The 11,520-nt window shown below is 72.3% G+C and carries 13 protein-coding genes; 3 read left to right on the top strand and 10 right to left on the bottom strand.

Annotated features, from left to right (window positions below; all coding sequences use genetic code 11):
- Nucleotides 1-6: 6 nt before the first annotated feature.
- The 4 genes from ACWDX6_RS14675 to ACWDX6_RS14660 all read right to left on the bottom strand — a co-directional run bounded on the left by ACWDX6_RS14675 (nt 7) and on the right by ACWDX6_RS14660 (nt 3,684).
- A complete protein-coding gene (locus ACWDX6_RS14675; protein ID WP_451485301.1) occupies nt 7-792 on the bottom strand; it encodes an ATP-binding cassette domain-containing protein in 786 nt (261 codons plus the stop codon).
- Complete coding sequence (locus ACWDX6_RS14670) at nt 789-1,838, bottom strand: ABC transporter permease (RefSeq protein ID WP_451485300.1); 1,050 nt, start codon at nt 1,836-1,838, stop codon at nt 789-791. Before ACWDX6_RS14670 ends, ACWDX6_RS14675 begins: the two co-directional genes overlap by 4 nt.
- A complete protein-coding gene (locus tag ACWDX6_RS14665) occupies nt 1,835-2,800 on the bottom strand; it encodes a sugar ABC transporter substrate-binding protein (protein ID WP_451485392.1) in 966 nt (321 codons plus the stop codon). Before ACWDX6_RS14665 ends, ACWDX6_RS14670 begins: the two co-directional genes overlap by 4 nt.
- A gap of 164 nt (nt 2,801-2,964) precedes the next feature.
- Nucleotides 2,965-3,684, bottom strand: a complete 720-nt coding sequence (locus tag ACWDX6_RS14660; protein WP_451485391.1) for a GntR family transcriptional regulator — start codon at nt 3,682-3,684, stop codon at nt 2,965-2,967.
- 158 nt (nt 3,685-3,842) lie between these two features.
- On the opposite strand from ACWDX6_RS14660, the gene ACWDX6_RS14655 reads away from it, so the two are divergent.
- Entirely contained in the window at nt 3,843-4,853 is a 1,011-nt protein-coding gene (locus ACWDX6_RS14655) for a Gfo/Idh/MocA family protein (protein ID WP_451485299.1), read from the top strand.
- A 38-nt stretch (nt 4,854-4,891) separates the two neighbouring features.
- Here the strand turns inward: ACWDX6_RS14655 and ACWDX6_RS14650 are convergent, their stop codons facing one another.
- Genes ACWDX6_RS14650 through ACWDX6_RS14635 form a run of 4 tightly spaced genes read right to left on the bottom strand, consistent with a single transcriptional unit; the run spans nt 4,892 to nt 8,410 of the window.
- Nucleotides 4,892-5,323, bottom strand: a complete 432-nt coding sequence (locus ACWDX6_RS14650) for a PaaI family thioesterase (RefSeq protein WP_451485298.1) — start codon at nt 5,321-5,323, stop codon at nt 4,892-4,894.
- Between the two features lie 4 nt (nt 5,324-5,327).
- Nucleotides 5,328-6,506: a cytochrome P450 family protein gene (locus tag ACWDX6_RS14645; protein ID WP_451485297.1), complete on the bottom strand. Its 1,179-nt coding sequence runs from the start codon at nt 6,504-6,506 to the stop codon at nt 5,328-5,330.
- A 9-nt stretch (nt 6,507-6,515) separates the two neighbouring features.
- Nucleotides 6,516-7,187, bottom strand: a complete 672-nt coding sequence (locus ACWDX6_RS14640) for a response regulator (RefSeq protein WP_451485296.1) — start codon at nt 7,185-7,187, stop codon at nt 6,516-6,518.
- Complete coding sequence (locus tag ACWDX6_RS14635; RefSeq protein ID WP_451485295.1) at nt 7,184-8,410, bottom strand: sensor histidine kinase; 1,227 nt, start codon at nt 8,408-8,410, stop codon at nt 7,184-7,186. Before ACWDX6_RS14635 ends, ACWDX6_RS14640 begins: the two co-directional genes overlap by 4 nt.
- A 143-nt stretch (nt 8,411-8,553) precedes the next feature.
- Between ACWDX6_RS14635 and ACWDX6_RS14630 the strand changes: the two genes are divergently transcribed.
- Nucleotides 8,554-8,775 (top strand): hypothetical protein, encoded by a 222-nt coding sequence (locus ACWDX6_RS14630; RefSeq protein WP_451485294.1) that lies wholly within the window; start codon nt 8,554-8,556, stop codon nt 8,773-8,775.
- A gap of 45 nt (nt 8,776-8,820) precedes the next feature.
- Here ACWDX6_RS14630 and ACWDX6_RS14625 read toward each other — a convergent pair whose 3' ends face one another.
- Nucleotides 8,821-9,747 carry a DMT family transporter gene (locus ACWDX6_RS14625; RefSeq protein WP_451485293.1) on the bottom strand — a complete coding sequence of 309 codons (927 nt, stop codon included), beginning with the start codon at nt 9,745-9,747 and terminating at the stop codon, nt 8,821-8,823.
- Nucleotides 9,748-9,847: 100 nt separating this feature from the next.
- The gene (locus ACWDX6_RS14620; RefSeq protein ID WP_451485292.1) at nt 9,848-10,459 is read right to left on the bottom strand and encodes a dihydrofolate reductase family protein; all 612 of its coding nucleotides are present in this window, start codon (nt 10,457-10,459) and stop codon (nt 9,848-9,850) included.
- A 193-nt stretch (nt 10,460-10,652) separates the two neighbouring features.
- Here ACWDX6_RS14620 and ACWDX6_RS14615 point away from each other — a divergent pair, with 193 nt between their 5' ends.
- The gene (locus ACWDX6_RS14615) at nt 10,653-11,393 is read left to right on the top strand and encodes an SDR family NAD(P)-dependent oxidoreductase (protein ID WP_451485291.1); all 741 of its coding nucleotides are present in this window, start codon (nt 10,653-10,655) and stop codon (nt 11,391-11,393) included.
- Nucleotides 11,394-11,520 lie beyond the last annotated feature (127 nt).

The raw sequence follows: 11,520 nt of genomic DNA, 5'->3' as shown, positions 1-11,520 counted from the left end.
GAGCGGTCAGGGCGCGGAGGGGCGCTCCAGCTCGTGGCGGAGATCCTCCAGCTCGCTGCCGCCCGCCATCTGCCGGGTCAACTCGTCCAGGGTGACCGACGCCTTGGTGTGGCTGCCCGACATGACACCGCGCTTGAGCAGGACGAAACGGTCGCCGACGAGGTAGGCGTGGTGGGGGTTGTGGGTGATGAGGACCACGCCGAGGCCCTGGTCACGGGCGGCGGCCACATACTTCAGGACCACGCCGGACTGCTTCACGCCGAGCGCGGCGGTCGGCTCGTCGAGGACCAGGACCTTGGCGCCGAAGTACACGGCGCGGGCGATGGCCACGCACTGGCGCTCGCCGCCGGAGAGAGTGCCGATGGGCTGGTCGACGTCGCGCAGGTCGATGCCCATGCGGAGCAGCTCGGTGCGGGTGGTCTCGCGCATCCGCTCGACGTCGAGGCGCTTGAAGGGCCCGGCGCCCCTGGTGGGCTCGGAGCCGAGGAAGAAGTTGCGCCAGACCGGCATCAGGGGGACGACGGCGAGGTCCTGGTAGACGGTGGCGATCCCGAGGTCGAGGGCCTCGCGCGGGTTGGCGAGCGAGACGTCCTCGCCCTCGATGCGGAAGGTCCCGGCGTCGTGCCGGTGAAGACCCGCGATGATCTTGATGAGGGTGGACTTGCCGGCGCCGTTGTCACCGAGCACACAGGTGATCTCGCCCGGGTGGACCTCCAGGGAGACCCCTTCGAGGGCGCGGATGTTGCCGTAGTACTTGCTGACGTCGTCCAGCTCGACCAGCGGAGCAGTCACTTGGTGGCCTCCACACGCTTGCGGATCCAGGCGTTCAGCAGGGTCGCCAGGAGGAGCATCGCTCCCAGGAAGAACTTGAACCAGTCGGGATTCCACTCCGCGTACACGATGCCCTTGCTGGTCATGCCGAAGATGAACGCGCCGACCGCGGAGCCGATGGCGGAGCCGTACCCGCCGGTGATCAGACAGCCGCCGATCACCGCGGCGATGATGTAGATGAGCTCGTTGCCGACGCCCTCGCCCGACTGGACGACGTCGAAGGAGAACAGCAGGTGCTGGCCGGAGACCCAGGCGCAGAAGGCCACGCCCGTATAGAGGCCGATCTTGGTCTTGAAGACCGGGACGCCGACCGCGCGGGCCGCGTCCGCGCCGCCGCCGACCGCGAAGATCCAGTTGCCGAAGCGGGTGCGCAGCAGGATCCAGGTGGCCAGGGCGACCAGGACGAGCCACCAGAGGATGGTGACCTTCAGTTCGACGCCGCCGACGGTGAGCTGGGAGGCGAAGAGCGCCCGGGCGGAGGGGAAGCCCTCCATGTCGGCGATCGACTTGGTGGAGACCGTGCCGCTGATCAGCTTGGTGAGGCCGAGGTTCAGACCGGTCAGCATGAGGAAGGTGCCGAGCGTGATGATGAAGCTGGGCAGTCTGGTGCGGGTCAGCATGAAGCCGTTGAAGCAGCCGACGGCGAGGGTGACGAGCAGCGAGACTCCGACGCCGACCCAGACGTTGGCGGTCATCTGGTAGCTGAACATCGACGAGATCAGCGCCGCGCTGGTGACCATCACACCGGCCGACAGGTCGAACTCCCCGCCGATCATCAGCAGGGCGACGGGCACGGCCATGATGCCGATCGTGGAGGCCGCGTAGAGGACCGTGCCGAGGCTGGAGGCGCGCAGGAAGCTGTCGGCGACGATCGCGAAGAAGAGGAAGACGGCGGCCGCGCCGACGATCGAGCCGAGCTCGGGGCGGGCCAGCACCTTCTTCAGCGGCGAGGTGCGCAGCAGCCGTTCGTCGACGTGGTCGACGTCGGACGGGACGGTGGTGCTCATCGGGTGCCCCGCTCGGTGTAAGCCTTCAGCGCGGCGGCGTCGTCCTTGGTGATGATCTGCGGACCGGTGAGGACCGGCTTGCCGCCGCCGAGGACGTCGGCGTTGTACTTGTACAGCCAGAGCAGGTCGACGGCCTCGTAGCCCTGGAGGTAGGGCTGCTGGTCGACGGCGAAGCCGAGCGTGCCGGCACCGAGGGCGGTGGCGACCTTGGCGTTGAGGTCGAAGGTGCCGATCTCGGCCTCGCTCCCGGCGGTCTTCTTCGCCTGGACGGCGGCGTCGGCGAAGGGCGCGCCGAGCGTGACGACCGCGTCGATGGAGGGGTCGGCCTGGAGCTTGGCCTCGATGGACGCCTGGACGTCGGGCATGTTGGTGCCGTCGACGTACAGGTTCTGCATGTCGCCGCCGAAGGTCTTCTTCGCGCCGCCGCAGCGCTGCTCGTGGCCGACGTTGCCCTGCTCGTGCAGGACGCACAGGGCCTTCTTCTTGCCGCGCTTGTCGAGCTCGTCGCCGACGGCCTCGCCGGCGACGGCCTCGTCCTGGCCGATGTGGGTGAGCGCGCCGAAGGCCTTGGACTGCTCGGAGCCGGAGTTGACGGTGATGACCGGGATCCCGGCCTTGACCGCCTTCTCCACGGCCGTCTTCATCGCGTCGGGCTTGGCGAGGGTGACGATCAGCCCGTCGACGTCCTTGGCGATGTACGAGTCGATGAGCTGGGCCTGCTGCTGCGCCTCGTCGCTGTGGGCGTACAGGAAGTTGATGTTGTCCTTGACAGCGGCCTGCTGGGCGCCGTTCTGGACGATGTCCCAGAAGGTGTCGCCGTCGCCGGAGTGGGTCACCATGGCGAAGGTCCACTTCGGGGTGTTCACGGCCGCCCGGCCCTGCGCCGCGGCGGCCTTGCGGGCGTCCTCGGCCCGCTTGCCGCCGGTGCTGCTGCATCCGGCGAGCGCGGAGGCGGCCAGCACCGCCGCGAGGAGGGCGCCGGTGGCGCGTACCCCTGGCCGCGATCTCGGTACGGTCCTTGTCCGATTCCGAACCTTGGTCACGAGGCCGTGCCCTCCTTTATGTCCATCTGCGTGCATTGCAGTATCGGTCATGGGGGTCCACCGGCCGGTCACCGGGTCGCGGCTCAGGGGCGGACCAGCAGCTGGAACTCGAACGAGTACCGCGAGGCCCGGTAGACGTGGGAGCCGAACTCCACGGCGCGGCCGGTGTCGTCGAAGGTGGTGCGCTCCATCGTCAGGAGCGGGGCTCCCTCCTCCTCGGTGAGCAGTTCCGCCTCGGCGGGGGTGGCCGCGCGGGCGCCCACGGTCTGGCGGGCGCTGTGCAGAGTGATACCGGCGCCGCGCATCATCCGGTAGAGGCCGGTCGCCTCCAGGCGCTCGGTGTCCAGGTCGAGCAGTCCGGCCGGCAGGTGGTTGCGCAGCCGGGCCATCGGCTCGCCGTGCGCGGCACGCAGCCGCTCCAGGTAGCGGACGTCGCTGCCCTCCGGTACGCCGAGGGCGGCGGCGACCGGGGCGGTGGCGGGCTCGACGCGGTTGACCAGGACCAGGGTGGCGGGGCGCTGGCCGGCCGCCTCCAGGTCGTCGTACAGGCTGCTCAGCTCCAGCGGGCGTCTGACCTGGCTGTGCACGACCTGGGTGCCGACGCCCCGGCGGCGGACCAGGAGCCCCTTGTCGACGAGGGTCTGGATGGCCTGGCGGACGGTGGGCCGGGACAGGCCCAGGCGGGTGGCGAGGTCGATCTCGTTGCCGAGCAGGGTGCCGGGGGTCAGGGCTCCGGTCTCGACGGCCGCCTCCAGCTGCCGGGCGAGCTGGAAGTAGAGCGGGACCGGGCTGGTGCGGTCCACGGACAGGAGAGGGAGGGAGGCGACGGACCTCGGCGGGGGTGGGGACTGCTTGGCCACGGACGGGAGCGTAGTCGCAGGACAAGATGACAGGAAGTGGTGACGTCCGATTGTCCTGACAAATCCTTGACAGGAGGTTCCCGCGGCACCACCTTGGGGCCATGCGCATCGGACTGATCGGGACGGGCCGGATCGGGGCCTTCCACGCGGGCGTCCTCGCCCGTCACCAGGAGATCGACTCACTGATCGTGGCGGACGCCGACGCCGGCCGGGCGGCGGCGGTCGCCGGGGCGCTCGGCGCCACCGCGGCCCCGACGGTCGACGCCCTCCTCGGCCACCCGCTCGACGCCGTCGTCATCGCCTCCGCGACCGCCGCCCACGCCGAGCTGATCGCCCGCGCCGCCGACGCCGGACTCCCCGCCTTCTGCGAGAAGCCGATCGCCCTCGACGTGTCCGGCACGCTCGGCGCGCTGCGGGCCGCGGAGAGCGCCGGTACGGAGCTGCAACTGGGCTTCATGCGCCGCTTCGACGCCGGGTACCGGGCGGCCCGGGAGGCCGTGCGCTCAGGCCGGCTCGGCCGGCTGCACACCGTACGGACGGCCACCTCCGATCCGGCGCCGCCACCGGCCGCGTATCTGCCGCTCTCCGGCGGGCTGTTCCGCGACTGCCTGGTGCACGACTTCGACATCCTGCGCTGGGTGACCGGCCGGGAGGTCGTCGAGGCGTACGCGACCGGCTCGGACACCGGTCCCGCGATGTTCCACGAGGCGGGCGACGTCGACACGGCGGCCGCGGTACTGACCTTGGACGACGGCACGCTGGTGACGGCCACGGCGACCCGCCGCAACGGCGCCGGGTACGACGTACGGATGGAGCTGGCCGGGGAGCGGGACCAGATCGCCGTCGGCCTGGACGACCGCACCCCGCTCACCTCCGTCGAGCCGCTGGGCCCGCCGGTTCCGGACAAGCCCTGGCCCGGGTTCCTGGAGCGGTTCGCGCCCGCGTACGAGGCCGAGCTGGACGCGTTCGTACGGCTGGTCAGGGGCGAGGCGCCCAACCCCTGCGACGGCCGTGAGGCCCTCCAGGCCCTGCGGATCGCCGAGGCGTGCGAACTCTCCCGCCGCGAACGCCGGCCGGTCGCCCTGGCCGAGATCGCCTCGGACCGCGGCTGACGACGCCGACCGGACGGCGGGCCGTCAGCCGTCCGTCGTCAGCCGTTCGCGGCGAGCACCGTGCCCTGCGCGACCGCGCACAGCGTCTCGGCGCCTTCGGTGTCCAGGGTCAGGAGATCGCAGCGCGTCACCGCCTGGCGCCGCCCCGCGTGCACCACCTCCGCGCGGGCGATCAGCGTCACGCCGACGGCCGGGCGGACGTACTGGATGGAGAAGCCGGCGGTCAGGACGGCCCCGCCGAGGGCCGTGCCGGCGGCGAAGGTGAGCGCGTTGTCGGCGGCGTACGAGAGCACACCGCCGTGGACGAAGCCGTTCTGCTGCCGCAGTTCCTCGCGGACGTCCAGCTCCAGGGTCGCGCCACCCTCGCCGAAGGCGGTGATCCGTGCGCCGAGGAGCCGGCTGAACGGCTGGGCGTCGAGCACCTGCCGCGCGAGGGCGAGGTTGAGGTCGTGCGACGGGGCGGCGGTCATCGGATCACCATCTGACGGGAAGGCGGCGGACGCCGCGCATGAGCATGCCCGGCAGCCAGTCCAACGCCCCGCCCCCGGGATCGAGTTCCAGTCCGGGGAAGCGTTCCAGAAGAGTCCGGATCGCGATGCGTGCCTCCAGACGGGCCAGCGGTGCGCCCAGGCAGTAGTGGATGCCGTGCCCGAAGGCGAGGTGGCCGCGCGGGTCCCTGCGGATGTCGAAGCGGTCCGGGTCGGGGAAGCGCTCGGGGTCGCGGCCGCCCGCGGCGAGCGAGACGAGGACCGGCTCGTACGCGGGGATGACCGTCTCCCCGAACCGCACCGGCTCCCGGGTGAACCGGAACGTCGCGTTCTCCACCGGCCCCTCCCAGCGCAGCGTCTCCTCCACCACGGCGTCGAGCAGGCCGGAGTCGGCGCGGACCGCGGCGAGTTGGTCGGGTCGGGTGAGCAGGGCCCGTACGGCGTTGGAGATGAGGTTGACGGTGGTCTCGTGGCCGGCGATGAGCAGGAGGTAGGCGAGGGCGCGCAGTTCGGCCAGGGAGAGCCGGTCGCCGTCCTCGGCGCGGGCGGTGATCAGGTCGGAGAGCAGGTCGTCGGTGGGGCCGGCGGCGCGCTTGTCCTCGATGAGCGTGTCGAGATAGGCGGCGAAGCCCTCGATCGCCTCGGCCTCGGGACCGGCGCCGGTCGGGGCGACGATCTCGTTGGACCAGGCCCGGAAGGTGTCGCGGTCGGCGGCCGGGATGCCGAGGAGTTCGCAGATGACGGTGATGGGCAGCGGGAAGGCGAAGGAGTCGACCAGATCGGCGTGGCCGGTCGGCGCCATCGTGTCGGCGAGTTCGCCGGTGAGCCGCTCGATTCGCGGCCGCAGGCTCTCCACCCGGCGGCCGGTGAACTGCCCCGCGACCAGCTTGCGCAGCCGGGTGTGGTCGGGCGGGTCGAGGACCAGCAGATTGGGGCCGATGACCCGCTCGTCGAGCATGGTGAGGCCGACGACGGACGGGGATTTGCAGAGTCTCGGGTCGGCCAGGGCGGCGCGTGCCTCCTCATAGCCGACGACCAGCCACAGCTGCTCGCCGTCGGCGGTGCGGACCCGGTGGACGGGCCCGGTCTCGCGCATCTTCGCGTAGTACGGATAAGGGTTCGCGGTGAAGTCCGCGCCGTACTCCCCCAGTTCGATGACGGACATCGGTCCAGACTATGCCCCGCCCTCGTCGTCCAGCAGCCCGGCGTCGTGGACGAGGAGAGCGATCTGGACACGGTTGTTCAGTCCGAGTTTGGCCAGGATGCGCGAGACATGGGTCTTGACGGTCGGCACGCTCATGTAGAGGGTCGCGGCGATCTCGGCGTTGGACCGGCCGTGGCCGACGGCGACGGCCACCTCCCGTTCCCGCTGGGCGAGTTCGGCGAGGCGGTCGGCGGCGCTCGCGCGCCGGGGCTGCCCCTGCTGCCCGGCGACATGGGTCATCAGCTGGCGGGTGACGGCCGGGGAGAGCACGGGGTCGCCGGAGGCGACCCGGCGCACGGAGGCGACGATCTCCGCGGGCGCGGTGTCCTTGAGGACGAAGCCCGCCGCGCCTGCCCGCAGGGCGCGCAGCACCTGTTCGTCGGCGTGGAAGGTGGTGAGGACGACGACCTCGGGGGCGCCGGGACGGGCGCGGAGCCGTTCGGTGGCGGTGAGGCCGTCGACGTGGGGCATCCGGATGTCCATGAGGACGACGTCGGGGGCGAGCCGGTCGACGAGGTCGGGGACCTCCCGGCCGTCGGCGCCCTCGCCGACGATCTCGATGTCCTCGGCGCCGCCGAGCATGAAGGTGAGGCCCGCGCGGACCAGGGGGTCGTCGTCGACGATCAGCAGCCGGATGGTCATGAGGGCCACGGTAGCCAGGCGCGGAGGGCGAATCCGCCGTCGGGGGCCGGGCCGTGGTCCAGCCGTCCGCCGGTGAGGGTGGCGCGTTCGGTGAGCCCGATGAGGCCCTGCCCCGACCCGGGGACGTGCGGGACGGGGCCTGCGGGCGCCGGGTTGTGGACCTGGACGGTGAGTCCGTCGCCGGGGCGGCCGCGGACGGTGACGGTGACCTCGGTGCCGGGGGCGTGTTTGCGGGCGTTGGTGAGGCCCTCCTGCACGATGCGGTAGACGGTGCGGCCGGTGGCGGCGGGTACGGCGGAGGAGCCCCCGAGGGTGTCGAGGCCGATGTCGAGGGCGACCTTCATCCCGGCCTCGCGACACTCGCCGACCAGGGCGTCCAGGGTGTCGAGGGTGGGCTGGGGCCGGTCGCCGCCGCCCTCTTCGCCGGGGGTGCGCAGCACGCCGATGATCTCGCGCAGGTCCTGGAGCGCCTCGTGGGCGCTGTCCCGGATGACGCCGGCGGCGCGGGCGATCTGCGCGGGCGGTGCGTCGGGCCGGAACTCCAGGGCTCCCGCGTGCACGCTGAGCAGGGTGAGCCGGTGGGCGAGCACGTCGTGCATCTCGCGGGCGATGGCCTCGCGGGCGAGCCGCTGGGCCTGTTCGGCGCGCAGCTCCGCCTCTGCCTCGGCGCGCCGGGCGCGCTCGCGCAGCGCTTCGACGAGCTGGCGCCGGGAGCGTACGAGCATGCCCCACGCGGTCACCAGCAGGGTCAGGACGATGCCGATCACGACCGCCGCCGCCGGGTGGAGGGACGGGTCGGGGCGGAGGAAGACCTGGGCGGTGGAGGAGGCCACGGCGAGCCCGCCGAGGATCGCGGTCTCCCGGAAGGGGCGGCGGACGGCGACGCCGAAGAGCGCGGCGAGGGCCGCCCCGCCGGCGACGGGGGCGACGGTGCTGATCACGGTGAGGACGACGGCGAGGCCGACGGGCCGGCGGCGGCGGAGCCAGAGGGCGCAGCAGGCGGCGGCGCCGACGATCTGGTCGACGAAGGCGACGACGTCGCTGTTGAGCTGGTCGGTGGACTCGGCGGCGAGCAGGCCGACGAAGGCCGCGAGGAGGAAGAGGAGGGTGTCGACGACCCAGTCGCGTACGGTGCGCCGCGGCCGGCGGCCCGGTGGGCTGTCGGCCGTGGTGTCGGCCATGGCCGAGGGAAGCAGCCAGGCGTGGCGGTCCGTACGTGTCATCCCCCCAAATTACGCAGGCGAGGGGCGCGCGACGGGGCATGGACGGAGGAAGCGACCAAAGTCGCGCGAGAGGAGACTTCGGTAGCGCCGCCGTGGCCGGTGGGCCGACGCGAGCGGCGCGGGGGGCGGATCATGCTCTCTCCATGAAGAAGATTCTGGAGATCGCCGGCATGGTCGTGCTGGTCGCGGGTGTCTGCGGAGTGATCCGCGAACTGACGGACGGCTGGTTCAGGTTGATGGGCTTCACCCGGTTCCTGACGGAGCACGTGTGGTTCCTCCAGGGGCGCGAGCTGTTCGCGAACGTCGTGATCGCCGTGCTGGGTCTCGTGCTGCTGATCGTCGCGGACCGGGTGCGGAAGGCGTGACGACTCCTGGGCCTGGTCGGGAGGCGGTTGCGTCGGCGCGTGAAGCTACCGGGCGCCCTCGTCGGCGGCTCGGCGGCCCCAGGTCGTGCCCGCGAGGACCAGGACGGCGCCCGCCAGGCCGAGGGCGCCGGGGCGGTCGCCGGCGAGCGCGATGCCGGCGGCCGCGGCCCAGAGCGGTTCGGTGCCGAGGAGCAGGCTGACCCGGGAGGGGGAGGTGCGGCGGACGGCCCACATCTGCACGTAGAAGGCGAAGAGCGTGCAGAAGACGGAGAGGAAGAGCAGTCCGGCCCATTCGCGGGGGCCGAAGTCGAGGGCCACGGAGAGGGGCGAGGCGCCGGTGCCGGGGAGGGTGGCCAGGACGGCGAAGACAGCGACGGCGGTGCCGAGTTGGACCGTGGTCAGGGAGAGCGAGTCGGCGCTCCGTACGGCCTTGATCCGGGACATGGCCAGGACGTGGACGGTACGGGCGAGGGCGGCGAGCAGCATCAGCAGGTCGCCGAGGGACGGGGTGGTGAACCCTCCGCCCTGGGTCAGCAGCACCACTCCGGCGACGGAGAGCGCGGCGGCCGCGAGGAAGGCGCGCGGCGGCCGGGTGCGGGTGACGGCGGCCTCGGCGAGCGGGGTGAGGATCATGGTGAGGCTGATGATCAGGCCCGCGTTGGTGGCGGAGGTGTGGACGACGCCGTAGGTCTCCAAAAGGAAGATCCCGCTGAGGACCAGACCGAGGAGCCCGGCGCCGCGCCACTGGGCGGGGCCGAGCGCCCGCAGCCCTCGCCGTCCGGCGACGGCGAGGGCGGGCAGGACCACGGCGAAGCGGAGGACGAGGACCGCCACGACGGTGTGGGTGGTGGTGATGCCCTTGGCCGCGAGATAGCTGGCGCCCCAGACGGCGGCGACGAGGAGGACCGGAAGGTCGGTGAGCCAGGCGCGACGCGGGGCGCGCAGGGGTACGGAAGCGGTGATCGAGGACATGCGGGCTGCTCCGACTCGTCGCAAGGAGTGGAGACTTCGGCGGCTCGCACGCGGGACGATCACCGTACCCGCACGGGCGTGTGGTGGCTACACCTTTCCGTCAGGCGTACGAGCCGTACGTGGGGCGGCCCGCCCGTTCGTACGTGTGGATGGCGACGCCCGTGCTCGTGGTCCGGGCGTCGGTGGAGCGGAACGCGGTGGGCCGGGCCCCGTCGGTGAAGAGGCGGCGGCCGGTGCCGAGGACGACGGGGAAGACGAGCAGATGGAGTGTGTCGATGAGGTCGTGCGCCAGCAGGGTCTGGGCGAGGCCGCCGCTGCCGTGCATCTGCACCTCGCCGTCGGTGCGTTCCTTCAGTGCGGTGACCTCCTTGACCACGTCGTCGCCGAGGAGGGTGGTGCCGGCCCAGTCGGCGTGGGTGAGGGTCGTCGAAGCGACGTACTTGGGGAGGGCGTTGAGCTTGGAGGCGACGGGGTCGGCGGGGTCGGTCTGCTTCGGCCAGAAGCCCGCGAAGATCTCGTAGGTGCGGCGGCCGAGGAGGAAGGCGGCGGGCCGCTGGAAGACCTCGTCCACGAAGCGGCCGAAGTCCTCGTCCCCGTACGGCACGGACCAGCCGCCGTGTTCGAAGCCGCCGCTGCGGTCCTCGTCGGGGCCGCCGGGTGCTTGGTAGACGCCGTCGAGGGTCAGGAACTGGGTGAGGCTGAGCGTGCCCATGGCGGGTGCCTTTCGGTTCGGCTTTCGGTTCGGCGTTCCTTGGACCGGTGTCACCCGGTCCATCGTGTCTCACCAGGTTCGACTCGACCGACCGGCGGAACTCATCGGTGTCCGATTGCCGCCAGCGTCCGCCCGCCCGGCGAACTTTCATTGAACCCGCAACCACTCATGGCGTGTGTACGGAGGTTTCGGGATGTCCACGATGAACGGCAAGGCGGTCCTGGTGACGGGCGGGAGCCGCGGGATGGGTGCCGCCACGGCTCTGCGGCTGGCACGGGAGGGCGCGGACGTCGCCTTCACGTACGTACGGGGGGAGGAGCGGGCGCGCGAGGTCGCGGCGGGGATCGAGGCGGCCGGACGCAAGGCGCTGGCCCTGCGCGCCGACGCGGCGAACGCCGGGGATGCGGCGGGCGCGGTGGAGTGGGCGGCGGACGCGCTCGGCCGGCTCGACGTCCTCGTCAACAACGCGGGGGTGGGGGTGGTGGCTCCGCTGGAGAGCCTGAGCCTCGCGGATGTGGACCGGGTGCTCGCGGTGAACGTGCGCGCGGCCTTCCTCACCTCGCAGGCGGCGGCGGCGCGGATGGGCAGCGGCGGGCGGATCATCACGATCGGCAGCTGTATGACGGCGCGGGTGCCGGGACCCGGCGGCACGCTCTACGCGACCAGCAAGTCGGCGCTCATCGGGCTGACCAGGGCGCTGGCGCGGGAGCTGGGCGGGCGGGGCATCACGGCCAACATCGTCCACCCGGGCCCGATCGACACGGACATGAACCCGGCGGACGGACCGTACGCGCCGGGCCAGGTGGACATGACGGCGCTGGGCCGTTTCGGCGTTTCGGAGGAGGTGGCCTCGATGGTGGCGTTCCTCGCGGGTCCGGGCGCGGAGTACGTGACGGGCGCGGAGTTCTCGGTGGACGGCGGCCACGCCGCGTAATGACACCCCCGGCGGACAGCCCAAAGAGCCCCGAGGCCAACCAGGCCCGGAAACCCGGCGAGTGAGCCGAAGGGCGCGCCGGGGGAACAGCCCCGACCGCGCGCAGGCCCGCGAGGAACGAGCGGGG

The sequence above is a fragment of the Streptomyces sp. NPDC003027 genome, assembly GCF_053591435.1.
This window is presented reverse-complemented; position numbering and strand designations above follow the sequence as displayed.